The sequence below is a fragment of the Streptomyces sp. YIM S03343 genome, from assembly GCF_054729195.1.
In genome coordinates, this window is sequence record NZ_JBPUKX010000001.1 from 4,098,045 (window position 1) to 4,121,451 (window position 23,407).

General features: G+C 73.3%; 20 protein-coding genes. 9 read left to right on the plus strand and 11 right to left on the minus strand.

The window, feature by feature from the left end; translation table 11 throughout:
- Window positions 1-110: 110 nt before the first annotated feature.
- The 6 genes from ACSYGN_RS17560 to ACSYGN_RS17585 all read right to left on the minus strand — a co-directional run bounded on the left by ACSYGN_RS17560 (window position 111) and on the right by ACSYGN_RS17585 (window position 7,185).
- Window positions 111-899 (minus strand): hypothetical protein, encoded by a 789-nt coding sequence (locus ACSYGN_RS17560; RefSeq protein WP_460403533.1) that lies wholly within the window; start codon window positions 897-899, stop codon window positions 111-113.
- Between the two features lie 737 nt (window positions 900-1,636).
- The gene (locus tag ACSYGN_RS17565; RefSeq protein ID WP_460396661.1) at window positions 1,637-2,434 is read right to left on the minus strand and encodes a type III pantothenate kinase; all 798 of its coding nucleotides are present in this window, start codon (window positions 2,432-2,434) and stop codon (window positions 1,637-1,639) included.
- A gap of 5 nt (window positions 2,435-2,439) precedes the next feature.
- A complete protein-coding gene (gene nadC / locus ACSYGN_RS17570; RefSeq protein ID WP_460396663.1) occupies window positions 2,440-3,444 on the minus strand; it encodes a carboxylating nicotinate-nucleotide diphosphorylase in 1,005 nt (334 codons plus the stop codon).
- A gap of 5 nt (window positions 3,445-3,449) precedes the next feature.
- On the minus strand, window positions 3,450-5,168 hold the full coding sequence (locus ACSYGN_RS17575) for an L-aspartate oxidase (protein ID WP_460396665.1): 1,719 nt from the start codon (window positions 5,166-5,168) through the stop codon (window positions 3,450-3,452).
- Window positions 5,165-6,166: a pantoate--beta-alanine ligase gene (gene panC, locus ACSYGN_RS17580; RefSeq protein WP_460396667.1), complete on the minus strand. Its 1,002-nt coding sequence runs from the start codon at window positions 6,164-6,166 to the stop codon at window positions 5,165-5,167. Before panC ends, ACSYGN_RS17575 begins: the two co-directional genes overlap by 4 nt.
- Window positions 6,163-7,185 (minus strand): Rossmann-like and DUF2520 domain-containing protein, encoded by a 1,023-nt coding sequence (locus ACSYGN_RS17585; RefSeq protein ID WP_460396669.1) that lies wholly within the window; start codon window positions 7,183-7,185, stop codon window positions 6,163-6,165. Before ACSYGN_RS17585 ends, panC begins: the two co-directional genes overlap by 4 nt.
- Window positions 7,186-7,716: 531 nt before the next feature.
- On the opposite strand from ACSYGN_RS17585, the gene ACSYGN_RS17590 reads away from it, so the two are divergent.
- Window positions 7,717-9,006, plus strand: a complete 1,290-nt coding sequence (locus ACSYGN_RS17590) for a threonine aldolase family protein (protein ID WP_460396671.1) — start codon at window positions 7,717-7,719, stop codon at window positions 9,004-9,006.
- A gap of 69 nt (window positions 9,007-9,075) precedes the next feature.
- Here ACSYGN_RS17590 and ACSYGN_RS17595 read toward each other — a convergent pair whose 3' ends face one another.
- Window positions 9,076-9,750 (minus strand): response regulator transcription factor, encoded by a 675-nt coding sequence (locus tag ACSYGN_RS17595; protein ID WP_460396673.1) that lies wholly within the window; start codon window positions 9,748-9,750, stop codon window positions 9,076-9,078.
- A 138-nt stretch (window positions 9,751-9,888) separates the two neighbouring features.
- Window positions 9,889-11,094: a sensor histidine kinase gene (locus ACSYGN_RS17600; protein ID WP_460396675.1), complete on the minus strand. Its 1,206-nt coding sequence runs from the start codon at window positions 11,092-11,094 to the stop codon at window positions 9,889-9,891.
- A gap of 118 nt (window positions 11,095-11,212) precedes the next feature.
- Between ACSYGN_RS17600 and ACSYGN_RS17605 the strand changes: the two genes are divergently transcribed.
- On the plus strand, window positions 11,213-12,349 hold the full coding sequence (locus tag ACSYGN_RS17605) for an SAM-dependent methyltransferase (protein WP_460396677.1): 1,137 nt from the start codon (window positions 11,213-11,215) through the stop codon (window positions 12,347-12,349).
- Between the two features lie 31 nt (window positions 12,350-12,380).
- Here the strand turns inward: ACSYGN_RS17605 and ACSYGN_RS17610 are convergent, their stop codons facing one another.
- Window positions 12,381-13,532 (minus strand): NADH-quinone oxidoreductase subunit D, encoded by a 1,152-nt coding sequence (locus ACSYGN_RS17610; RefSeq protein WP_460396679.1) that lies wholly within the window; start codon window positions 13,530-13,532, stop codon window positions 12,381-12,383.
- 31 nt (window positions 13,533-13,563) lie between these two features.
- Between ACSYGN_RS17610 and ACSYGN_RS17615 the strand changes: the two genes are divergently transcribed.
- Both ACSYGN_RS17615 and ACSYGN_RS17620 read left to right on the plus strand, forming a co-directional pair.
- A complete protein-coding gene (locus tag ACSYGN_RS17615) occupies window positions 13,564-14,172 on the plus strand; it encodes a PH domain-containing protein (RefSeq protein WP_460396681.1) in 609 nt (202 codons plus the stop codon).
- Between the two features lie 41 nt (window positions 14,173-14,213).
- Entirely contained in the window at window positions 14,214-15,536 is a 1,323-nt protein-coding gene (locus ACSYGN_RS17620) for a PH domain-containing protein (RefSeq protein ID WP_460403535.1), read from the plus strand.
- Between the two features lie 174 nt (window positions 15,537-15,710).
- On the opposite strand, the gene ACSYGN_RS17625 is transcribed toward ACSYGN_RS17620, so the two are convergent.
- Together ACSYGN_RS17625 and ACSYGN_RS17630 are read right to left on the minus strand one after the other, a co-directional pair.
- Window positions 15,711-17,120 (minus strand): hypothetical protein, encoded by a 1,410-nt coding sequence (locus ACSYGN_RS17625; protein WP_460396683.1) that lies wholly within the window; start codon window positions 17,118-17,120, stop codon window positions 15,711-15,713.
- A gap of 144 nt (window positions 17,121-17,264) precedes the next feature.
- A complete protein-coding gene (locus tag ACSYGN_RS17630; RefSeq protein WP_460396685.1) occupies window positions 17,265-18,392 on the minus strand; it encodes an alpha/beta hydrolase in 1,128 nt (375 codons plus the stop codon).
- A 261-nt stretch (window positions 18,393-18,653) separates the two neighbouring features.
- Between ACSYGN_RS17630 and ACSYGN_RS17635 the strand changes: the two genes are divergently transcribed.
- The 5 genes from ACSYGN_RS17635 (at window position 18,654) to folK (ending at window position 23,340) form a co-directional block, all read left to right on the plus strand.
- A complete protein-coding gene (locus ACSYGN_RS17635) occupies window positions 18,654-20,432 on the plus strand; it encodes a phosphatidylglycerol lysyltransferase domain-containing protein (protein WP_460396687.1) in 1,779 nt (592 codons plus the stop codon).
- Window positions 20,433-20,595: 163 nt separating this feature from the next.
- Window positions 20,596-21,549, plus strand: a complete 954-nt coding sequence (folP, locus tag ACSYGN_RS17640) for a dihydropteroate synthase (protein WP_460396689.1) — start codon at window positions 20,596-20,598, stop codon at window positions 21,547-21,549.
- Window positions 21,546-22,049, plus strand: a complete 504-nt coding sequence (locus tag ACSYGN_RS17645; RefSeq protein WP_460396691.1) for a nuclear transport factor 2 family protein — start codon at window positions 21,546-21,548, stop codon at window positions 22,047-22,049. The genes folP and ACSYGN_RS17645 overlap by 4 nt, the downstream gene beginning before the upstream one ends.
- Before the next feature lie 323 nt (window positions 22,050-22,372).
- The gene (gene folB / locus ACSYGN_RS17650; protein ID WP_460396693.1) at window positions 22,373-22,732 is read left to right on the plus strand and encodes a dihydroneopterin aldolase; all 360 of its coding nucleotides are present in this window, start codon (window positions 22,373-22,375) and stop codon (window positions 22,730-22,732) included.
- Complete coding sequence (folK, locus tag ACSYGN_RS17655) at window positions 22,729-23,340, plus strand: 2-amino-4-hydroxy-6-hydroxymethyldihydropteridine diphosphokinase (RefSeq protein ID WP_460396695.1); 612 nt, start codon at window positions 22,729-22,731, stop codon at window positions 23,338-23,340. Before folB ends, folK begins: the two co-directional genes overlap by 4 nt.
- The last annotated feature ends 67 nt before the right edge of the window (window positions 23,341-23,407 follow it).

Sequence of the window (23,407 nt, forward strand, 5' to 3'; positions counted from 1 at the left end):
AGCCGACCGCCGCGGCGCGCTCACCCGGTCCGGGCCGCTCCCTGGCCGCCCCGCATCCACGGCCGCCTCGCATCCACGGCCGGGCCGCGCGCCCTGCGGGCTCGCCGGTGTCAGCCCACGGCCAGCTGCCGGGGTGCGCCCTGGGACGGCGGGGTGGGCTTGCGGCGGGGGAAGACCTCGCCGGGGGTCGGAACGGGACGGGAGGGCTGCGGAGCGGGAGCGGGACGGCTGGGGCGCTCGGCGGGCTTGTCGGCGGGTTTGTCGGCCGGCTTCTCAGCGGGCTTGGGCGCCGGCTTGGGCGCGGGCTTTTCCCCGGGCTTGTGTTCAGGGCTACGGCTCGGCGGCTGCCCGGGCGACTGGGCGGGCTGCCCGCCGGGCGCCTTCCGGGGCGACTTCTCAGCCCCCTCCGCCGTCCCGGGCTCACTGGCCGCCAGTGGCTCACGGCCCCCCGGGATGGCCAGCAGGCGGGTCCGGGAGGCCGGGACGGTCACGGTGACCGCGTCGGCCGCGTCGGCTGGGCGCCGCCGGCCCCGGACGAGGCGGGCCCGCACGTCCTGCTCCGCGAGGAGCCGGCAGCGGTCCAGGAGTACGGCGGCGACCGGGTTGCCGCGCAGGGCACGGAGGGCGGCAAGATCGTCGGGCTCCGGGCGGTACCCGGCGCCGAGGGCCTCCTCCAGGAGCGTGAAATACCCAGCGGCGGTACCCGGCAGGGCGGCGCGGTACCGGGCGAGGTCGGCCAGCAGGAAGGCGCGCAGCCGGGTGCTCTCGCTCATCGCCTCGTCGAGGGACTCGGCGAGCCGGAGACAGTCCTGGACGTCCTCGGCCGAGGCGGGGCCGGGGTGGAGGGCGAGGGCGAGAGCACGGCGGAGCACACGCAGCTCCGCCGCACCGAACGCCATGCCGCCGCGGGATCCGTATGGCGTGGGCATGCGGCGACGATACGCGCTAATCAGACAAACTCGACATAAGGCACGGGTGTGGCGCGGCGCTCACCACCCACCCGGCCGGAACGCCCACACCGAGGCCCACACGCCGGACCAATTGTCGGCGCAAGCCGTCGGGAGGCCCTTGGGCAAGGCCCCGATGAGGAATCCGGTGGGCGCCCCACCCCCAACAGCAGCCCGACGCGCCACACGCGAAACCCCCGACCACGCCCCCGGCGTGCCAACCACGGATCGACCAAGACCGAGCCGGACGCCCACGGACGCCCACGGACGCCCACCTGGGTGACGGCCGTGTCCGGCCCGGCTGTCCGCCCAGGCCACCGGAGGCCGGAACCTGCCCCGGCGAAGGGCTTGTGGGCGCCCCACCCAGGTGCCGACCAGGGTCGGCCGGGTCTGAGACGAGCCACCCGCCGGGCGCGGCCACATCGGCGCAAGCCACCGCCCAAGGCCCCTGGACCCGGCCCCCGTGAAGAGCCGGACAGGCGACATCCCGCCCGCAGGGAGGAGCACGACGCGCCACACGCGAAAACCCCCGACCACGCCCCCGCAGTCCCGCCCACGGATCGACCGGGCCCGGAACAGACACGCACCCGGGCACGGCCACATCCGCGCAAGCCACCCAAGGCCCCTGGACCCGGCCCCCGTGAAAGGCCGGGCAGGTGGCATCCCGCCCGCAGCAGGGGCGCCCCAGGTCACATGCGGGAGACGTTGCGTTCGTAGACCAGGCGGAGGCCGATCAGGGTCAGCCAGGGTTCGTGTTCGTCGATCACGGAGGCCTCGCCGAGGACCATGGGGGCCAGGCCGCCGGTCGCGATCACGCGGACGTCTTCCGGGTCGTCGGCGAGTTCGCGGGCCATGCGGCTGACCACGCCGTCGACCTGGCCGGCGAAGCCGAACACGATGCCGGACTGCATGGCCTCGACGGTGTTCTTGCCGATGACGCTGCGCGGCCGGGCCACCTCGATCTTGCGCAGCTGGGCGCCCTTGACGCCGAGGGCCTCGACGGAGATCTCGATGCCGGGCGCGATGACCCCGCCGACGTACTCCCCGCGCGCGCTGACCGCGTCGAACGTCGTCGCCGTGCCGAAGTCGACGACGATCGCGGGGCCGCCGTAGAGCTCGACGGCGGCGACCGCGTTGATGATGCGGTCCGCGCCGACCTCCTTGGGGTTGTCGGTGAGGATCGGCACGCCGGTCTTGACGCCCGGTTCGACGAGGACCGCGGGCACATCGCCGTAGTAGCGCCGCGTCACCTCGCGCAGTTCGTGCAGCACCGACGGCACGGTCGCGCAGATCGCGATGCCGTCGATGCCGTCGCCCAGTTCCTCGCCGAGCAGCGGGTGCATGCCCATGAGGCCCTGCAGCAGCACCGCGAGCTCGTCGGCGGTGCGGCGCGGGTCCGTGGAGATGCGCCAGTGCTCGACGATGTCCTCGCCGTCGAAGAGGCCGAGGACCGTCTGCGTGTTGCCCACGTCGATCGTCAGGAGCATGGCGTCTACTCCGCCCCGCGCAGGTCGAGCCCGATGTCCAGGATGGGCGAGGAATGGGTCAGGGCGCCCACGGCGAGGAAGTCGACGCCGGTGGCGGCGTAGGCGGCGGCGTTGTCCAGGGTGAGCCTTCCGGACGCCTCCAGGAGCGCGCGTCCACCGACGATCGCGACGGCCTCCTCGCACTCGCCGGGGGTGAAGTTGTCCAGGAGGATCAGGTCGGCGCCCGCGTCCACGACCTCGCGGAGCTGGTGGAGCGTGTCGACCTCGACCTCGATGGGCACCTCCGGGAAGGCCTCCCGCACGGCCTTGAACGCCTGGGCGACGCCGCCCGCGGCGACCACATGGTTGTCCTTGACGAGTGCGGCGTCCGACAGCGACATACGGTGGTTGACGCCGCCGCCGCACCGCACCGCGTACTTCTCCAGGGCGCGCAGCCCCGGCGTCGTCTTGCGTGTGTCCCTCACCTTTGCCTTGCTGCCCTCCAGCGTGTCCGCCCACGCGCGCGTGACGGTCGCGATGCCGGAGAGGCGGCACAGGATGTTGAGGGCGCTGCGCTCGGCGGTGAGCAGGTCGCGGGTGCGCGTGGTGACCGACAGGAGCGTCTGCCCCGCCGCCACCCGCTCGCCGTCCTCGACGTGCCGTTCGACCTCGAACTCGTCCGCGCAGACCACGGACAGCACCGCCTCGGCCATCCGCAGGCCCGCCGCGACGCCCGCCTCGCGCGCGGTGAAGTCACCGGTGGCGACGGCGTCCTCGGGGATCGTCGCGACCGTGGTCACGTCCGCGCCGCCGGCCAGGTCCTCCTGGATGGCGACATGGGCGATGTCCTCGACCTCCACTGGGTCGAGTCCGGCGTCGGCCAGGAGCTGGGCGAGCGCGGGGTCGAGCCCGCACTCCAGGTATGCCTCGTGTCCCTCGTGGCCCTCGTCGGGGCCCGCCCCGCAGGCACAGCCGTCGCCGCAGCCGCCGCAGCCGCCGGAGGAGGCGAGGGGAAGTTCGGGGATGCTCACTTGTGTCACTGCTCCTGGGAACGGGGTGCGAGGGTCGGGGGGAAGTCTGCGGTGTCCGTGGTGTGCACGGCCAGCGAGCGATCCGGATTCAGCCGTACGACGATATGACGCCGCCAGTTCGTGTCGTCGCGCCCGGCGTGGTCCTCGCGCCAGTGGCAGCCGCGGGTCTCCTCGCGGCGCCGCGCGGCGGCGACCAGGACGCGGGCCACGCACAGGAGGTTGGTGGCCTCCCAGGTGTCGGTGCCGGGCTCGGCGGTCTTGCCGTTCTCGGCGAGCGCGTCGCGCGCCTCCTTGTGGAGCCGGTCGAGCTGGTCTGCGGCCTTGACGAGCGAGTCCGCCGAGCGGAGCACGCCCGCGCCCTCGCTCATGATCCGCTGGATCGCGAAGCGCGCCTCGGGGGCGAGGAGGGGGTGCTCGGGCGTCTCGGGCCGCTCGACCGGCGCGGGCACGCGCGCGTGCAGGCCGTTCGCGGCCCGGCCGTCGGCGATGTCGGCGGCGATCCGCTCGGCGTAGACGAGCCCTTCGAGCAGGGAGTTGGAGGCGAGCCGGTTGGCACCGTGGACGCCGGTGCAGGCGACCTCCCCGCACGCGTACAGGCCCGGCACGGTCGTACGGCCCTGTGCGTCGGTGCGTACGCCGCCGGACGCGTAGTGGGCGGCCGGGGCGACCGGGACGGGTTCGTGGACGGGGTCGATGCCATTGGCGCGGCAGGCGGCCAGGATCGTGGGGAAGCGGTGCTCCCACATGTCCGCGCCGAAGTGCCGGGCGTCCAGGAACATGTGCTCGGCGTCCTGCTCCTGCATACGCCGCGTGATGCCCTTGGCGACGATGTCCCTGGGCGCCAGCTCGCCCAGTTCGTGCTGCCCGGTCATGAAACGCACGCCGTCGGCGTCGACCAGATAGGCGCCCTCGCCGCGCACCGCCTCGGACACCAGCGGCTGCTGGCCCTCCGCGTCCGCGCCGAGGAACAGCACGGTCGGGTGGAACTGCACGAACTCCAGGTCGGAGGCCTCGGCGCCCGCGCGCAGCGCCAGCGCCACGCCGTCGCCGGTGGACACCGACGGGTTGGTGGTCGCCGAGAAGACCTGCCCCATGCCGCCGGTCGCGAGGACCACCGCGGGGGCGAGCACGGCGCCCACGCCGTCGTGCTGGCCCTCGCCCATGACATGCAGGCTCACGCCCGCGGTACGGCCGTCCGCGTCCGTGAGCAGATCCAGCACCAGCGCGTTCTCGACCGTGCGCAGCCCGCGCGCGCGGACGGCCTCGACGAGGGTCCGGGAGATCTCCGCGCCGGTGGCGTCGCCGCCCGCGTGCGCTATCCGGCGGCGGTGGTGGCCGCCCTCGCGGGTGAGCTCGATGCCGCCCTCGTCGTCGGTGTCGAAGTGGGCGCCGGTGGAGATCAGCCGCCGTACGGCGTCGGGGCCTTCGGTGACGAGGATCCGTACGGCCTCCTCGTCGCACAGGCCCGCGCCCGCCACCAGCGTGTCGTCCAGGTGCTGTTCGGGGGTGTCGCCCTCGCCCAGGGCCGCCGCGATGCCGCCCTGCGCCCAGCGCGTGGAGCCGTCGTCGAGGCGTGCCTTGGTGACGACGACGGTGGCGAGACCGGCCGCCTCGCAGCGCAGGGCCGCGGTGAGGCCGGCGACGCCGGAGCCGACGACCACGACGTCCGCGGAGAGCGACCAGCCGGGCGCGGGCGCGTGCAGTCGTATGCCTGTGCTGCTCACGAGGCGGCTCCGAGTGTTCCGAAGGTGAGGGGGAGGTTGTCGATCAGCCGGGTCGTGCCGACCCGGGCCGCGACGGCGAGGACGGCCTCTCCGGTGAAGTCGTCGGTGATCTCGGTGAAGTCGGCCGGGTCGACCAGGGCCAGATAGTCCAGGACGAGCGGCGGGTCGAGGTGGGCGGCCTCGTCGAGGACGAGGCGGGCGGCGGCGCGCACACCCGCGGGGCCGCCGGGCGCGGCCTTGGCGACCGCGTTGGCGTCGGCCGCCGCGCGGGACTCGCCCAGCGCGCTGAGCGCCTCGGCACGCGCGCGCGTGGAGGGCGTTTCGAGGGCCCGCGCGCGCAGCGCCTCCTGCGCGGCATGCCGGTCGCCGCCCGCGAAGAGGGACTGCGACAGGGCGAGCGCGGTGCGCCGCTCGGCGACGGACAGATAGCGGTTGCGGCTGGAGAGGGCCAGGCCGTCGGCCTCGCGCACGGTCGGCACTGCGACGATGTCCATGCCGAAGTTCAGGTCGCGCACCATACGGCGGATCAGAGCCAGCTGCTGGGCGTCCTTCTGGCCGAACAGGGCGACGTCGGGCCGGGTGAGGTGCAGCAGCTTGGCGACGACCGTGAGGACGCCGTCGAAGTGGCCGGGCCGCGCGGCGCCCTCCAGTCGCTCGCCCATGGGGCCCGCGGTGACCCGCACCTGGGGCGGGCCGCCGGGGTAGACCTCGTCGGCGGACGGCGCGAACACGGCGTCGGCACCGGCCTGTTCGGCGACCTTGAGGTCGGCCTCCAGGGTGCGCGGATAGCGGTCGAGGTCCTCCCCCTGGCCGAACTGGAGCGGGTTGACGAACACGGTGACGACGACCTCGCCGTCGCCGCCGGCGATCTCGCGGGCGGCGCGGATCAGGGTCGCGTGGCCCTCGTGCAGGGCGCCCATGGTCATCACGACGGCTCGGCGGCCGCCACGCGCGCGGGCGTGCAGTTCGGCGGCGGTGCTCAGCAGAACGGCGGTCATCGGGCGTCCCCCTCGGTTCCCTCAGTTCCCTCGGTCCCATCAGGCCCATCAGGCCCATCGGCCCCGCCGGTCCCGTCAGTCCCATCGGCCGCACCAGGCGCGCCCATCCCGTGCCCGCCCCCGTCGGCGAGGACCCCGAGCAGGTCCTCGGCGAGTTCGGGCTTGAGCAGTCCGTGGGCGAGCGCGCGGTCGGCGGTGGCGCGGGCCATCGCGAGATACCCGGCGACGGTCTGCGGTGCGTGCTTGCGCAGTTCGGAGACATGCGCGGCGACGGTGCCCGCGTCCCCTCGCGCGACGGGGCCGGTGAGCGCGGCGTCGCCGGAGCGCAGGGCGTTGTCCAGGGCGGCGCCGAGCAGCGGGCCGAGCATCCGGTCGGGCGCGGTGACGCCCGCCTCGCGCAGCAGCTCCATGGACTGGGCGACCAGGGTCACCAGGTGGTTGGCGCCCAGGGCGAGGGCCGCGTGGTAGAGCGGGCGGCACTCCTCGGCGATCCACTCCGGTTCCCCGCCCATCTCGATGACCAGCGCCTCGGCGGCCAGCCGCAGTTCCTCGGGCGCGGTCACCCCGAACGAACAGCCGGCGAGCCGCTGTACGTCGACGGGGGTGCCGGTGAAGGTCATCGCGGGATGCAGCGCCAGCGGCAGCGCGCCCGCGCGCAGGGCGGGGTCGAGCACCTTGCTGCCGTAGCGGCCCGAGGTGTGCACGAGGAGCTGGCCGGGCCGTACCGCGCCGGTCTCGGCGAGCCCCTCGGCCAGGCCGGGCAGGGTGTCGTCGGGGACGGTCAGCAGCACCAGGTCGGCGCGCTGGAGGACCTCGGCGGGCGGCACGACAGGGACGTCGGGCAGCAACTCTGCGGCCCGCCTCAGGGACGCGTCGGAGACCGCGGACACGGCCACCGGGCGATGCCCGGCGAGCTGGAGCGACGCGGCGAGCGCGGGCCCGACCCGACCGGCGCCCACGACGCCTACGGTGAGCCGCGCGGGGCGGTCCTTGGGATCTGGCTGGTGGACTGTACTCACGCGAGGGTGGCCTTCCCGTTCCAGTCCGCTCTGGGTACCGGACGATTTCTCGTCATGTTAACGCGATCGACTCGAACCCCGGTCCAGGTCGTCCACAGGGTGTGGGTCACTCCACACGGGGCCCTGGCCGGGGGCGGGGCCCTGACCGGGGGTGGGGCCCTGGCCCGGGGTGGGGCCCTGGCCGGGGGCGGGGCCCTGACCGGGGGTGGGGGCCCTGGCCCGGGGTGGGGCCTTGGCCGGGGGACGTCAGCCGTTTCCGAGGTCCGACCCCGGAGCGGGAGGCTGTGGCCCACAGCCCCCGCGGTCAGGCGGTACCGGGCACCCTGGCCAGGGACGTCAGCCGCGGCCCGGGCAAGGACGCCAGAACCCCTGACCGGATGCAAGGCCGGGCCTGCCGTTCCACCCGGAAGCCGGGGCCGCGGAAGGCCGCAGGCAGGGGTCGGCCCACAAGCCGGAGGCCCGGGCGGCGCCCGTCGTGCGGGCCCGGAAAAGCGGGTGCCCGTCGGATCCCGTGCGGGCATGATCCGGCGTATGAGCGATACGGCGGAACAGGGCCGGGACGGCGGACGGCGCACAGCTCGGGACGAGGAACGGCGCGAGGCGCAGGGCCCAGGAGGGGCCACGGGACACGGCGAGGACGGGCAGAAAGACCGGGGCGAAGACGGGGAGGACGGGCGGAAAGACCGGGACGAAGACGGGCGGGAAGAGCTCCGCCGGCGGAGGGTGGCCGCTTGTCGTGCTGCCGAACGGGCGCTGGAGCGGCCGGGGTTCCTGGGGACGCTCCGGGAGCGGCTGGCGCTGTTCGGGGATCTCGACGGGGTCTACGACCTCGACGAGCGGGCTGATCTCTACGGGAACGGGGTCGTCGCAGCCCTGGAGGAGAAGGTCGCCGGGGTACTCGGCAAGGAGGCCGCGGCGTTCTTCCCGACCGGGACCATGGCCCAGCAGGTCGCCCTGCGCTGCTGGGCGGGCCGTACCGGCAATCCGGTGGTGGCGCTGCACGCCCTCGCCCACCCCGAGGTGCACGAACGCCAGGCCCTCACGCAGGTGGCCGGGCTGCGCCCGGTGCGTGTCGCGAGCGGACCCCGGCAGCCGACCGCCGACGAGGTGAGCGGCTTCGAGGAGCCGTTCGGCACGCTGATGCTCGAACTTCCCCTCAGGGACGCCGGTTTCGTGCTGCCGACGTGGGAGGAGCTGTCGGCGGTGGTGGAGGCGGCCCGCGAACGGGACGCGGTGGTGCACTTCGACGGCGCGCGCCTGTGGGAGACCACCGTCCACTTCGGCCGCCCGCTCGACGAGATCGCGGACCTGGCGGACAGCGTGTACGTGTCGTTCTACAAGTCCCTCGAAGGACTCGGCGGCGCCGCACTGGCCGGACCGAAATCCCTGGTCGACGAGGCGAAGACCTGGCGGCACCGGTACGGCGGCCTGATCTTCCAGCAGTTCCCGGCTGCGCTGTCGGCGCTGGCGGGACTGGAGCGGGAACTGCCGAGGCTGCCCGATTACGTCCGCCACGCGCGCGTGGTGGCCACCGCGCTGCGCGAGGCGTTCGCCGGGTCACGCGTGCCGTGGGCCCGGGTGAACCCCGAGGAGCCGCACACCCAGGAGTTCCAGTTGTGGCTCCCCTACGACGCCGACGTGGCCGCCGAAGCCGCGGTGAGGGCCGTGGAGGACACCAAGGCCGCCCTGTTCACCGGCGGCTGGGACGACGCGGGCCCTGGCGTGTCGTTCACGGAGGTCCGGGTGGGGCCCGTGGGCCTGGAGTGGACGGCGGCGGACGTGGAGCAGGCGGTCACGGACTTCGTGGCGAGGCTGCCGTAGGCATGGACGCCAGGCTGCCGTGGGCATCGGCCGCAGGGCTGCCACAGGTGTCGTCGCCCCGGCCGGAGGTCAGCCGCGACCGCCGCCCGCCCGGACCAGCCCCGTCTCGTAGGCCAGGACCACGACCTGGACCCGGTCGCGCAGGCCGAGCTTGGTGAGGATGCGGCCCACATGGGTCTTCACGGTCGCCTCGGAGAGGACCAGCCGGGCCGCGATCTCGCCGTTCGACAGGCCCTGCGCGACCAGCACCATGACCTCGCGCTCACGGTCGGTGAGCCGCTCCAGCTCCTTGCGCTGGGGCGGCTTCCCGGCCGTCGGCAGCATGGGGGCGAAACGGTCGAGGAGCCGGCGTGTCGTGGACGGGGCGACGACGGCGTCACCGCTGTGCACGGACCGGATCGCGGCCAGGAGCTCACCGGGCGGCACGTCCTTGAGCATGAAGCCGGAGGCGCCCGCCTTGAGGCCGGAGAAGGCGTACTCGTCGAGGTCGAACGTGGTCAGGATCAGCACCTTCGGCGGATCGGGCTGCGCGCAGATACGGCGCGTGGCCTCGACGCCGTCCAGCTTGGGCATGCGCACATCCATCAGGACGACGTCCACGGCCGTCTCGCGCAGCACCTGGAGGGCCTCGACGCCGTCCCCCGCCTCGGCGACGACCTCCATGTCCGGCTGGGCGGCCAGCACCATCCGGAACCCGGTGCGCAGCAGCACCTGGTCGTCGACGAGCATCACGCGGATCGTCATCGGGGCCTCTTCCGTATCGCGTCGTCGGGTCGGGGTCGGGGTCGGCTCGCGGTCGGGCGAGCGGGGTCGTGGTCACGGGGAGGGGGCGGGCGGGTCACACCGAGGGTGGTACGTGTCAATGGAGGGCGTGCGTCCGCGTCAGTGCGCCGGTTTGAGCGGGAGCAGCACACTGATGCGGAATCCTCCGCCCGGGCGCGGACCGGTGTCCAGCGTGCCGCCGACCATGCCGACCCGTTCGCGCATACCGATCAGCCCGTGCCCGCGGCCGTCGACGCCGCCGTCCTCGTACAGTTCGTGCGGCGCGCCCTTGCCGTCGTCCTCGACGAGCAGCCCGAGGCCGTCGTCGAAGTAGACCAGGCGGACACTGGCGCCCGCGTTGGGCCCGCCGTGCTTGCGGGTGTTGGTGAGGGCCTCCTGCACGATGCGGTACGCCGTCAGCTCCACCCCGCTCGGCAGCGGGCGCGGTGTGCCCTCGACCTTGAAGTCGACGGGCAGGCCCGAACCGCGGCACTGCTCGACCAGTTCCTCGATCTGCTCGACATCGGGCTGCGGCACGTACTCCCCGGCCTCCACATGCTCGCCGGTACGCAGCACGCCCAGCAGACGGCGCATCTCGGCGAGGGCCTGGCGGCCGGTGGAGGAGATCGTCTCCAGGGCCTTCTTCGCCTGGTCGGGCGCCGCGTCGAGGACGTAGGCGGCGCCGTCGGCCTGGACCACCATCACGGACACGTTGTGCGCGACCACGTCGTGCAGCTCGCGCGCGATCCGCGCCCGTTCGGCGGCCACCGCGACCTTGGACTGCGCCTCGCGCTCCTTCTCCAGCCGGGAGGCACGCTCCTCCAGCTGCTCGAAGTAGGCGCGGCGAGTGCGCATGGAGTCACCGAGCACCCAGGCGAGCGCGAACGGCACGGACTGGAAGACCACCATCGCCACCCGCCCGGGAAGGCTCGCCTCCAGCACCGGCCAGCGTATCTGCGCGATCGTCGCGGCACTCAGCCCGAGGATCAGCGCGAGCCGGGACGACCAGCGGGCGCCGGTCGCGGCGACCGTGTAGACGATCACCAGCATCGAGAAATTGGCGGCGGTCAGCTCGATGTCCAGCACCAGCTGCGCCACCCCGCCCGCGATCGCGAGCAGCAGCATCTTCTCCGGCATACGCCGACGCAGCGCGACGACCAGGCTCATGACGGCGCACAGCACCACTGCGACGCCGAGCGACCCGCGGTAGTCGCTCATCCCGTTCACATGCGAGATGCTCACGCCGCCGATCCCGAACAGGACGAGGGCCCAGAAGGCGTCGACCCCGGCGGGATGCGTGCGGAGGAAGTCGTAGAGGCGCTGCACGTAACCCAGAGTATTGAAGCGGGATGTGCGCAGGGGTCAACCGGAGGGCCGATCCGTACCGGGGGCGAGTACTCCGCAAGGTGGATGCCGTGATCAGATGTGAGCCTAATCTGGCCATGTGACGGAAGAGACCGGCCAGGACGACGGCGGCACGGGCAGCGGGATGGATGCCGACGGCTCCGGCAGGTCGGGAGGCTTCGGCGGCTCCGAGGCCGTCGATGGCTCCGGCGGATCCGATGCCGTCCATGGGTCCGGCGGCTCCGGGAGCCCGAGCGGCTCCGGCGACGCATGGCGCGGGTGGCGCGCGGCCACCGAGGCGGCGCTGTACGGGCCCGGCGGCTTCTATCACCGGGCCGAGGGTCCCGCCGGACACTTCCGTACGTCCGTCCACGCCTCGCCCCTGTTCGCCCGCGCGGTGGCCGCGCTGCTGTGCCGGGTCGACGAGGCTCTGGGGCGGCCCGCGCGTCTGGACTTCGTCGACATGGCGGCCGGGCGGGGCGAACTGGTCACCGCGGTGCTGGCCGCGCTGCCCGCCGAGGTGGCCGCCCGCGCGCACGGACACGCCGTCGAGATCGCCGACCGCCCCGCCGGGCTCGATCCGCGCGTGACATGGCTGCGCGAGCCGCCGAAGGACATCACCGGGCTGCTGTTCGCCAACGAATGGCTCGACAACGTAGCCGTGGACGTCGCCGAGGTGGACTCCTCGGGCACACCCCGGCTGGTGCTCGTACGGGACGACGGGACCGAGCGGCTCGGGCCGCCGGTCGGCGGCGACGACGCACGGTGGCTGGCGCGGTGGTGGCCGCTGCCGGCCGAGGAGGGCTGCCGCGCGGAGATCGGGCTGCCCAGGGACCTCGCCTGGGCGTCCGCCGTCTCGTGCGTGACGCGCGGGCTCGCCGTCGCCGTGGACTACGCGCACGCCCTCGGCTCACGCCCGCCGTTCGGAACGCTCACCGGTTTCCGCGCGGGACGAGAGACGGCGCCCGTGCCGGACGGCTCGTGCGACATCACCGCGCACGTCGCCCTGGACGCCTGTGCCGCCGGCGGGCGCCTGCTCACCCAGCGGGCCGCCCTGCACGCCCTGGGGATCGAGGGCACGCGCCCCCCGCTCACCCTGGCCTCCACCCGCCCCGCGGAGTACGTCCGCGCCCTCGCGAGCGCCGGAGAGGCCGCCGAACTCACCGCACCGGGCGGGCTCGGCGACTTCGGCTGGCTGGTGCGGTCCGTAGGGATTGCGGACGTGGTCGGCGACTGAGCGTCGGCCGCCGCGAACCCCGCCCCCGCGCCTACTTGTCGATGTCTCCCACCACGAAGAACATCGACCCCAGGATCGACACCATGTCCGCCACCAGCGCACCCGGGAGCAGTTCGGTGAGCGCCTGGATGTTGTTGTAGGACGCCGAGCGGAGCTTGAGCCGGTACGGGGTCTTCTCGCCCTTGCTGACGAGGTAGTAGCCGTTGATGCCCAGCGGGTTCTCGGTCCACGCGTAGGTGTGTCCCTCGGGCGCCTTGAGGACCTTGGGCAGCCGCTGGTTGACGGGTCCCGGCGGCAGCTCGGCGAGCCGGTCGAGGCAGGCGTCGGCGAGGTCGAGGGCGTTGTGAGTCTGCCCCAGCAGGCACTCGAACCGGGCGAGGCAGTCACCCTCCTGACGGGTCACCACCTCCAGGGTGTCCTGAAGCTCGCCGTACGCCAGATACGGCTCGTCGCGCCGCAGGTCGAAGTCGACGCCCGAGGCGCGCGCGATGGGCCCGCTCACGCCGTACGCGTGCACGGCGGCCGCCGACAGCACGCCGACGCCCCGGGTGCGGCCCCGGAAGATCTCGTTGCCGAGGACCAGGTCGTCGAAGACGTCGATACGGGAGCGCACGGCGGCGACGGCGCCGCGCGCGCGCGTGCTCCACCCGGCCGGGAGGTCCTCCTTGAGGCCGCCGACCCGGTTGAACATGTAGTGCATGCGCCCGCCGGAGATCTCCTCCATGACGTGCTGGAGGACCTCGCGCTCCCGGAACGCGTAGAACACGGGCGTGATCCCGCCGAGCTCCAGTGGGTAGGACCCGAGGAACATCAGATGGTTGAGGACCCGGTTCAGCTCGGCCAGCAGCGTGCGCATCCACACCGCGCGCGCGGGCACCTCCATGCCGAGCATGCGCTCCACGGCGAGGACGACGCCGAGTTCGTTGGAGAAGGCGGAGAGCCAGTCGTGGCGGTTGGCCAGCATGATGATCTGACGGTAGTCGCGCGCCTCGAAGAGTTTCTCCGCGCCGCGGTGCATATAGCCGATCACCGGCTCGGCGTGGACGATGCGCTCGCCGTCCAGCACGATGCGCAGCCGCAGCACGCCGTGCGTGGACGGGTGCTGGGGTCCGATGTTGAGCACCATGTCGGTGCTTTCGGCTGCCCCGCCGATCCCGACCGTGGTCTCCGTCGTAGGAGTCATGGACACAGTCTCTCCTACGTACGCTGACCTCATGAAAACCAGCAGCGCGGCGGACGGTCCCGAAGCGGCGCCGGACGGCCCGGAAGGGACAGCCGGCGGGCCGAGAGGGACAGCCGACGGGCCCGGAACGACGGCCGAGGGGCCGGGAACGACCGGGGGGCCGGGAACGACCGCCGAGGGGCCGGTGTGGACCGGGCTGCCGCCGGGGCTGCTGCGGATGCGGCGTCTGCTGCTGGTGGTGTGGACGGTCCTGCCGGCCCTCGCCCTGGGGCCGCTGCTCTGGCTGACCGCCGGACCCGGCTGGGCGGCGTTCGCGCTGCTGCCGCTCGCCCTGGCGGCCTGGGGCTGGGTGCTGGTCGGCCGCAACTGGCGCAGTTGGCGCTACGCCGAGCGCGCCGACGACCTGCTGATCAGCCGGGGCGTGCTGTGGCGGGAGGAGACCGTGGTGCCGTACGGGCGCATGCAGCTCGTGGAGGTCACCTCGGGTCCCGTGGAGCGGTACTTCGGCCTGGCCTCCGTCCAGTTGCACACCGCGGCCGCCGCGACCGACGCGCTGATCCCGGGGCTCGACCCGGCCGAGGCGGAACGCCTGCGCGACCGGCTCACGGAGCTGGGCGAGGCCCGATCGGCCGGCCTGTGACGGCGCCGGACAGCCCTCAGGCCCCGGAAGCCGAGGAGGGCATACCCGGCGAGGCCGCCGTACCGCCCGTGCCGCGTGCGCCGGCCGAGCAGCGACTGCATCCCGTGACCCCGTTCCGGCGCGCGTGGGCGCCGGTCGCCGCGGTCATCGGGTGGGCCCTGCACGACCCCGCCCAGGCGCAGCGGCAGTTCGCCCGGATGACCCTGACGGTGCTCCTGGTCGTCCTCGCGGTGCTCGTCCCGGCCGCCGCCCTCTACGGCTTTCTGAGCTGGTGGTTCACGCACTACGCGGTGACGGACACGGAACTGCGCATCCGCACCGGGCTGGTGTTCCGCCGCACCGCGCATCTGCGGCTGGAACGTATCCAGGCCATCGATGTCGAACGGCCCCTCCTCGCGCGCGTGGCGGGCGTCGCCAAGCTCCGGATCGACGTCGTCGGCATCGACAAGAAGGACGAGCTCGCCTTCCTGGGTGAGGGTGAGGCACGCGCGCTGCGGGCCGAACTGCTGGCGCGGGCGGCCGGTTTCGCGCCCGAGACCGCGCACGAGGTCGGCGAGGCACCGGTGACCCGCCTGCTGAGCGTGCCGCCCGGGGTGCTCGCGGTGTCGCTGCTGCTGACCGGCGCGCCCTTCGCGGCGCTGGTCGGCGCCGCCGTCGTACCGGCGGTGCTGTGGTCGGCCACCCACAGCCTGTGGACGGTCCTCGCGGCGGGCGTCCCGCTGCTCGGCGCGGCGGGCGCGGCCAGTGCGGGACGGTACGTCGCGGAGTACGACTGGACGGTCGGCGAGTCGCCCGACGGGCTGCGGATCGACCACGGGCTCCTCGACCGCACCCACGAGACGGTGCCGCCGGGGCGGATCCAGACGGTACGGATCGTGCAGCCGCTGCTGTGGCGTCGGTACGGGTGGGTGCGCGTCGAACTCGATGTGGCGGGCTCGTCCAACTCGGTCCTGATACCGGTCGCGCCGCGGGAGAGGGCCGAGGCGATCGTCGCGCGCATACTGCCCGGAGTACGGGTCCCGCCGGTGCTGTCCCGGCCGCGGAGCCGGGCGGCGTGGTGCGCACCGCTGTGGTGGCGGGGGTACGGCGTCGCGGTCACCGACACGGTGTTCGCCACCCGCCGGGGCCTGCTGCGGCACAGGCTCGCCCTGGTGCCGCACGCGAAGGTCCAGAGCGTCCGGCTGACCCAGGGCCCCTGGAAGCGCCTGTGGCGCCTCGCGGACGTCCATGTGGACACGGGCGCCGACAAGACCGTAACGGCCCGGCTACGGGACGCGGAGGAGGCCGCAGCCCTCCTCCGGAGCCAGGCCGAACACTCCCGCACCGGCCGCCGAACCGCCCACCCCGACCGCTGGATGACCTGACCCGCCGTCAACACCACCACGCCCCACCCACAAGACACGGAAAAGCCACCGCACTCACCCGGAACCTGGCCGACACACTTCCCCAGCCAACGCACTCCCTGGCGACCGGCCCGCAACGCGACGGTGCCCGGCCGCCCCTGGGGCTGCCGGGCACCGTCCTCGACGTGCGGCCGTTCAGGACGCCGCGGTCCTGAGGCCCTTCAGGTCGATGTGCTCCGTCTCGTCGTGGGCCGTGAGGTCGATGACCTGGCCGACGGCACGGGTGCCCTCCTGGGCGGGCTTGTACGCCGCCTCGGACTCCGGCTTGTGGACGGCGAGGGCCTCCTGGCCCTCGACACCCGCCCGGTGCTCGTTCTGCGCGGACTCCATGGCGGGCGTCGGCGCCGCGGCCCCCTTCTGCGTGCCGAAGAAGTCGAAGCCCCCCTCGACGAAGTGGCGCCGGGCGGGCGCGCCCGGTACGACGGCCACCGCGGTCGGCACGGTGAAGTGACCCGAGGGCTGCTGGACCGGGTGGGCGGGCTTGGCCGGGGTGTCAGCCGTGGCGGGCGTAGCCGCCGTAGGGGCCGTAGACGCCGCGCCGGCGCGCTCGTGCTCGTGCTCGTGCTCGTCGGCCACCGTCCGTCCCGCCTCGGCATCGGAACCGGCCTCGGCCTCGGGCTCAGCCGGGGCCTCGGGCTCGGCATCCTGGGCGGCTTCCGACGCCGGTTCCTCGGTGGTCTGTTCGGCGTCCGGCCCGGTGGCGGGCTGCTGTGCGGAGTCCGTGCCGTGCGGCTCCTCCGCCGACGGCGCCTCGTCCGAGGCGGAGGGCACGGTCTGCGCCTCCGGGGTCTCGTCCGCCGCCTCGGCCCGCTCCGCCCTGCTGCCGTCGTCGCCGTCGTCGCCGTCGCCGTCGCCGTCGTCCGCGAGTTTGGACAGCGCCACCTTCGCCCTCAGAAACAGCTTGGAGCCCTCCGGCGAGAACACCGCGATCGTGGTGATCTCCTCGGCCCGCTCCTTGTCCTGTTCCTCGTCCTGCTCCGCCTCCGGGGCCTCCGCCTCCGGGGCCTCCGCCTCCGGGGCCTCCGGCTCCGCCCCGGCCCGCTCCACGGGCGCCCCGTCCTCGTCGTCGTCCGCCTCGGGCGACGGCGCGGCCGCCTCGATCTCCAGCAGCCGCCGGCCCTCCAGCGCCGTCGCGCGCTCGGTCTCCGCCGTGGCGTACCGGCGCAGCAGCGCGGCGTGCTCGTTGCGCAGGGCCGCGAGCTCGGCGCGCTTGGCACGCAGCCGCTGCTCCAGCTTGGTGCGCACCTCGCGGGACTCGTCGAGGTCGGTCTCCAGCTCGGCCGCCTTCTCCTCGTGGCGCCACTCGTCACTCACGCGCGCGCGGGAGATGTCGGCCACCTGTTTCCCGGCCTGCGAGTCCCACCGGCGCATGACGGCCGCACCGACGATCGCGGTCGCCGCGGCGACGGACGCGAAGACCCGGAGCACAGCCGGCTCCGAGAAGACCCAGGGCCCGAAAGCGCAGATGAGAGAGACGCCTGCGATCGCCGAGGGAGGCAGCAGCCTGTGCAGAGGCGGGGAGTGGCGGTGACGTCCAGGTGGCATGGCCAGAAACTTACCGCGCGTAGGGGAATCCTCGCGCCCCACCCCGTAAAAACAAAGCTATAACGAGGCTTTCACCGGGCGTCAGCAATCCCCCGCGTCACACCGGCCGCCGGTGCCGTTCCACCGGTGTTCGCCCGGAACGTTTCAGCGGGCGCTCAGCTTGCCGCTCACCCACTGGAGCGCCGCCGGGATCTCCCGGCGCCAGGTGTTGAAGTTGTGCCCGCCGCTGTCGAGGATGATCGACGCGATCCCGGTCAGCCCCTTGGCCCTCACCTGGTCCACGAACTTCAGTGTGGCCCGGTAGTTCGTCTCCCCGGCCTTGCTGCTGGTGACGAGCAGCGAGGTGTCGGGCGCCGGCAGGTGCTTGAGGCACCACCACAGGTCGGCCCGGTCGCGCAGCCTCTTGTCACCGCCGAAGAGGTCGCCGGTGGTCGGGTCGAGCGGCGCCTTGTAGTACGGCGAGAGCCCGACGGCCGCCGCGTAGGAGTCCGGGTGGTGCATGGCGAGTTTCAGCGCGCAGTAGCCGCCCGTGGAGTCGCCGATGACGCCCCAGCTGCCGGGCGTGCGGCCCACCCGGTAGTGGGCCCAGACAGCCTCGGGCAGATCCTTCGCGAAGAACGACTCGGTCTGCGGTCCGCCCGGAACGTCCACGCACTCGGTGTCGCGCGGCGGCGCCACGGTCGGCCGCATCATCACCAGGATCATCGGCTGCATACGGCCGTCCTTCGCCAGCTTCAGCGCCGTGCGCGGGTAGCGCAGCTTGTCGACCAGCGCCCGCGCGGTGCCGGGGTAGCCGGTGAGGACGACGGCTGCGGGGAAGGTGCGCCCGCGGTAGGCCGGCTGGAAGTACTCCGGCGGCAGATAGACGTAGGCGGGCGTGGCGATGTGGGACGTACGGCCGACGATGGCGACCTTCTGGACCTGCCCGGCCACCTTCGGCCGGGCAGCCGGGACGCCGGGCGGCGGCGCCGTGCCGACCACCTGCAGCGGCCCGCCCATGGCGCCGTGCGTGCGGTGTTCGACGACCACGCCCTGCGCGGTCTCCTGGCCGAGCAGGTCGGCCCAGCTGGCGTAGAACCCGAACGTCTGGTTGGCGGCGATGCCCGCCGACGCGAACAGCACCAGCTGGGTGGCCAGCAGCAGACCTATCCGGCCGCTGACGGACCGCCAGCCCGACCGGGCCAGCCGCGGCCACAGCCACACCGTTCCCGCGAACAGCAATACGGCGAGCAGAACGACGACTACCAGCACATTGTTGCTCGTGAGTCCCATGAGGGGTTACCTGTCCGCGCTTTCCGCCGGGGCCGCCGCCACTTCTCGTCGCGAGGGCTTGCCCCAGGCTTTCCTTGACCTTTGAACCGGCTTTTCACGGGGGAAGGAACCTCTTCCCCCGAGACACCGTCCTAGAGGGCGCAATGTCGCCGGATGCCCGAATCGGCGCCGGATTCAAGGTCTCTCGCAGAACTACGGGATGCGATGTCTGTCAGGATAGATGGGGAATTGTCGGGTGGGGTTCCGAGTCGATCAGGCCGAATGCCACACATGATCCGCGGCCCGCGCGCCGACGCGGTCCCCGCGCTGGTCGGCAGGGCGGCGACGCTCGTCGGCCTTCTGGACATCGCCGGGGGCACCTTCCCGCGCTTCCGTCACAGTCGTATGCACGCCATGGCCGAGGTACTGCCGGGCTCGTTCGGTCCGTTCGCCGCGGCCCTCTCGCTGAGCACCGGCGTTCTGCTGCTCCTGCTCGCGCACGGGCTCAAACGGCGCAAACGCAGGGCGTGGCGGGCCGCCGTGGCCCTGCTGCCCGCCGGGGCCATCGGGCAGTTCCTGTACCGGCACTCGCTCGCCGGGGTACTCATCTCGCTGGCGCTGCTCGTGCCCCTGCTGCGCCACCGGGACGAGTTCGCGGCGCTGCCCGACCCGCGCAGCAGGTGGCGCGCGCTCGCCAACTTCGTCCTCATGGGCGCCGGTTCCCTCGCTCTCGGCATGGTCATCGTCAGCGTCCACCCGCACCGCATGGTCGGCGACCCGAGCCTGGCCGATCGGCTGACCCATGTCGTCTACGGTCTGTTCGGCTTCGAGGGGCCGGTCGACTACCAGGGCAACACCTCCTGGACGGTGGCCTTCTCGCTGGGCGCCCTGGGCTGGCTCACCGCCGTGACCACCATCTATCTGGCCTTCCGCCCCGAACACCCCGCCGCCCGCCTCACCGAGGAGGACGAGTCCCGGCTGCGCACCCTGCTGGCCAGGCACGGCGCCCGTGACTCCCTGGGCCACTTCGCACTGCGCCGCGACAAGGCCGTCGTCTTCTCGCCCAGCGGCAAGGCGGCCGTGACGTACCGTGTGGTGTCCGGCGTGATGCTCGCCAGCGGTGACCCGATCGGGGACGTCGAAGCATGGCCCGGCGCCATCGAGCGCTTCATGGACGAGGCCAAGGCCCACTCCTGGACGCCCGCCGTGATGGGCTGCTCGGAGACCGGCGGCGAGGTGTGGACCCGCGAGACCGGCCTGGACGCCCTCGAACTCGGCGACGAGGCGGTGGTGGACGTGGCGGATTTCTCCCTCACCGGCCGCGCGATGCGCAACGTGCGGCAGATGGTCAAGCGCATCGAGCGGGCGGGCTACGAAACCCGCGTACGGCGCATCCGTGACCTCGGCGAGGCCGAACTCGAGCGGATCCGGCACGCCGCGGAGGACTGGCGCGGCACCGACACCGAGCGCGGCTTCTCCATGGCCCTGGGCCGCATCGGCGACCCCACCGACGGGGACTGCCTGATAGCCACCGCGCACAAGGCGGACGACGAGCCCGGCGAGTACGGCGATCTGAAGGCCGTGCTGCACTTCGTCCCCTGGGGCAAGGACGGCGTCTCGCTGGACCTGATGCGACGCGACCGCTCCGCCGACCCCGGTATGAACGAGCTGCTGATCGTCGCCGCCCTCCAGGCCGCGCCGAAACTCGGCATCACGCGCGTGTCGCTGAACTTCGCGATGTTCCGCTCCGCCCTGGCACGCGGCGAGAAGATCGGCGCGGGCCCGGTGCTGCGCGCCTGGCGCGGGCTGCTGGTGTTCCTGTCCCGCTGGTTCCAGATCGAGTCGCTGTACAAGTTCAACGCGAAGTTCCAGCCCCGCTGGGAACCCCGCTTCGTGGTCTACCGCGCCTCCGGCGACCTCCCCCGCATCGGCTTCGCCGCCATGCAGGCCGAGGGCTTCGTCGACCTGGCCCTGCCCCTCCCCCGCGCCCTGCGCCGCCGCAAGCGCGTGTCGGTCCCGTGCACCCACACGGTCGCGGAACAGGGCGTCCGAGCGGCATGACGCGACCGCGTGCCCGCTGCTCCGGGCGAACCCGGCGCCCGGAGCCGTGACCGCGGGTTTCGGCGCAGGGCTGCGCCTCCGTCAGGGGTCGGTCCCAAGGGGCCGGACCGGGCAGGGCTCGCCGGCCCCGCGGGTGGTGGTGGGCACGGCCTAGGCTGGAGGTATGAGTACGGTGCACGGGCGCGGGTGCGTCACTGGTCTTCCGGAGTGGGATCGCTGTGCGGTCATGGGTGTCGTCAATGTGACGCCCGACTCCTTCTCAGACGGAGGCCACTGGTTCGACACGACCGCCGCCATCAAGCACGGCCTCGATCTGGTGGCCGAGGGCGCCGACCTGGTCGACGTGGGCGGCGAGTCCACCCGGCCCGGCGCGACCCGCGTGGACGAGGCCGAGGAGCTCCGGCGGGTCGTCCCGGTCGTACGCGGACTGGCCGCCGAGGGCGTCACCGTCTCCGTCGACACCATGCGCGCGTCGGTCGCCGAACAGGCTCTCGCGGCGGGCGCCGCCCTCGTCAACGACGTCAGCGGCGGTCTCGCCGATCCCGCCATGATCCCCGTCGTCGCCGCCGCGGGCGCACCGTTCGTCGTCATGCACTGGCGCGGCTTCCTCCGGGGAGACACCGTCCACGGAGTCTACGACGACGTCGTCACCGAGGTCGTCGACGAGCTCCGCACGCGCGTGGAGGCCGTTCTCGAAGGCGGCATCGCACCCGACCGCATCGTCGTCGACCCGGGCCTCGGCTTCTCCAAGGAGGCCGAGCACGACCTGGTCCTCCTCGCCCGCCTGGACCGGCTGCGCCGCCTCGGCCATCCGGTGCTGGTGGCCGCCTCCCGCAAGCGGTTCCTCGGGCGGGTACTGGCCGGGCCAAAGGGCGCGCCGCCGCCCGCGCGCGAGCGCGACGCCGCGACGGCCGCCGTCTCCGCGCTCGCCGCGCACGCCGGAGCGTGGGCGGTGCGCGTGCACGAGGTCCGCGCGACGGCGGACGCCGTGCGCGTCGCGCGCGCCATCGAGGCGGCGCGCGAAGACCCGGAGGACCCGGAGGACCCGTCTACGGAGCCGGGCGCGCACACCGAGCCGCCCACGCCGGGCGCCGGCCCCCATGAAGGAGCACGGTGAGCGCCCCGCACATCGATGTCGAGCAGGTGGAGGCCGCGAACACCGCCTTCTACGAGGCCGTGGAGCGCGGGGACTTCGAGGAGCTTTCCGGGCTCTGGCTGACCCCCTCGGACCTCGGAGTCGACGAGGAGTACCACGACCCGGCCGACGCCGGCGTGATCTCCTGCGTGCACCCCGGCTGGCCGGTGCTGACCGGGCGCGGCGAGGTCCTGCGGTCGTACGCCCTGATCATGGCGAACACCGAGTACATCCAGTTCATCCTCACCGATGTGCATGTCTCCGTCACCGGCGACACCGCCCTGGTGAGCTGTACGGAGAACATCCTCAGCGGCGGCCCCGCGCCCGAGGGCGACGGGGAGCTCGGCCCGCTCGTGGGGCAGCTCGTCGTCGCCACGAACCTCTTCCAGCGCACCCGCACCGGCTGGAAGCTGTGGTCGCACCACGCGTCCCCGGTGCTGGCCGAGACCGACGAGGAACAGGACGACGACACCCCCGCTTGAGCGGGTGGCCGCCCCGTGAGGGAGCCGTACGGACCCGCGCGGACCCGCTGGGACCGGGACGTGGTTGGAATCACGGGGCCGGGGTAGGTGCGGCTACCAACCCGGGAGCCGCCGGGAATCCCGGGGGAAACGCACGACGAATCCTCCCGGTCCCGGCACCGGCCCGGGCCTGGGTGGCCCGGGTCTGTCAGTGCACGCGGGTAGATTCGATCGAGACCGGTGCGCCGCCCGTACCCCGTGACGGACGTGACAGATGTGACGGGCGTGACGGTGTGATGGACCTGGCGGACCGGCCGCCGACGACGACCTCAGGAGTGATGCGCGTGGATCGTGTCGCGCTGCGCGGCCTCAAGGCCCGTGGGCACCATGGTGTGTTCCCCAGGGAGCGCGAGGAGGGCCAGCCCTTCGTCGTGGACCTCGTCCTGGGCCTCGACACCCGCCCGGCCGCGGCCGACGACGACCTGGCGAAGACCGTGCACTACGGCATCGTGGCCGAGGAAGTCGTCGCCGTCGTCGAGGGCGAACCCGTGAATCTGATCGAGACCCTCGCCGAACGCATCGCCCAGACCTGTCTCAAGCACGAAGGGGTCCAGGAGGTGGAGGTCTGCGTCCACAAACCGGACGCGCCGATCACCGTCCCCTTCGACGACGTGACCGTCACCATCACCCGGAGCCGAGTATGACCGCCTCCTTCACGCAGGGGTCCAGCGACCCGACCGTACAGCCGGTGCCGGCGTCCGTCGTCGAGAAGGTCGACGCCGCCGACAGCACCCTCAGCAACCCCCGCCGCGCCGTGATCGCCCTCGGCTCCAACCTCGGCAACCGCCTGGAGACGCTCCAGGGCGCGGTCGACGCGCTGGAGGACACGCCCGGCGTGCGCATCAAGGCGGTGTCCCCGGTCTACGAGACCCAGCCGTGGGGCGTGGCGCCCGGCAGCCAGCCGACGTACTTCAACGCGGTGGTCGTCCTCAAGACCACGCTGCCCCCGTCGTCCCTCCTGGAGCGGGCGCACGCCGTGGAGGAGGCGTTCCACCGGGTCCGGGAGGAGCGCTGGGGCCCGCGCACCCTGGACGTGGACATCGTCGCCTATGCCGATGTCGTCTCCGACGACCCGGAGCTCACCCTCCCTCACCCCCGCGCCCACGAACGGGCCTTCGTCCTCGCCCCCTGGCTCGACGTGGACCCCGCCGCCCAGCTGCCCGGCCGCGGCGCCGTCGCCGATCTCCTCGGCACCGTCACCCGCACGGGTGTGGAACCCCGGCAGGACCTGGAACTCCAGCTGCCCGAGTAGTCGTTAACGGCCTGGAGAGCAGGTCGTAAGGTCAGAGGCCGGGACGGCGGACACGCCGTCGGACCGC

Coding starts and splice junctions, on each gene's coding strand:
- ACSYGN_RS17560 (WP_460403533.1), bottom strand. CDS start 899: ATGGCGTTCGGTGCGGCGGAGCTGCGTGTGCTCCGCCGTGCTCTCGCC.
- ACSYGN_RS17565 (WP_460396661.1), bottom strand. CDS start 2,434: ATGCTCCTGACGATCGACGTGGGCAACACGCAGACGGTCCTCGGCCTC.
- panC (WP_460396667.1), bottom strand. CDS start 6,166: ATGACCGCCGTTCTGCTGAGCACCGCCGCCGAACTGCACGCCCGCGCG.
- ACSYGN_RS17590 (WP_460396671.1), top strand. CDS start 7,717: ATGAGCGATACGGCGGAACAGGGCCGGGACGGCGGACGGCGCACAGCT.
- ACSYGN_RS17595 (WP_460396673.1), bottom strand. CDS start 9,750: ATGACGATCCGCGTGATGCTCGTCGACGACCAGGTGCTGCTGCGCACC.
- ACSYGN_RS17610 (WP_460396679.1), bottom strand. CDS start 13,532: ATGACTCCTACGACGGAGACCACGGTCGGGATCGGCGGGGCAGCCGAA.
- ACSYGN_RS17615 (WP_460396681.1), top strand. CDS start 13,564: ATGAAAACCAGCAGCGCGGCGGACGGTCCCGAAGCGGCGCCGGACGGC.
- ACSYGN_RS17625 (WP_460396683.1), bottom strand. CDS start 17,120: ATGCCACCTGGACGTCACCGCCACTCCCCGCCTCTGCACAGGCTGCTG.
- ACSYGN_RS17630 (WP_460396685.1), bottom strand. CDS start 18,392: ATGGGACTCACGAGCAACAATGTGCTGGTAGTCGTCGTTCTGCTCGCC.
- ACSYGN_RS17635 (WP_460396687.1), top strand. CDS start 18,654: ATGCCACACATGATCCGCGGCCCGCGCGCCGACGCGGTCCCCGCGCTG.
- folP (WP_460396689.1), top strand. CDS start 20,596: ATGAGTACGGTGCACGGGCGCGGGTGCGTCACTGGTCTTCCGGAGTGG.
- folK (WP_460396695.1), top strand. CDS start 22,729: ATGACCGCCTCCTTCACGCAGGGGTCCAGCGACCCGACCGTACAGCCG.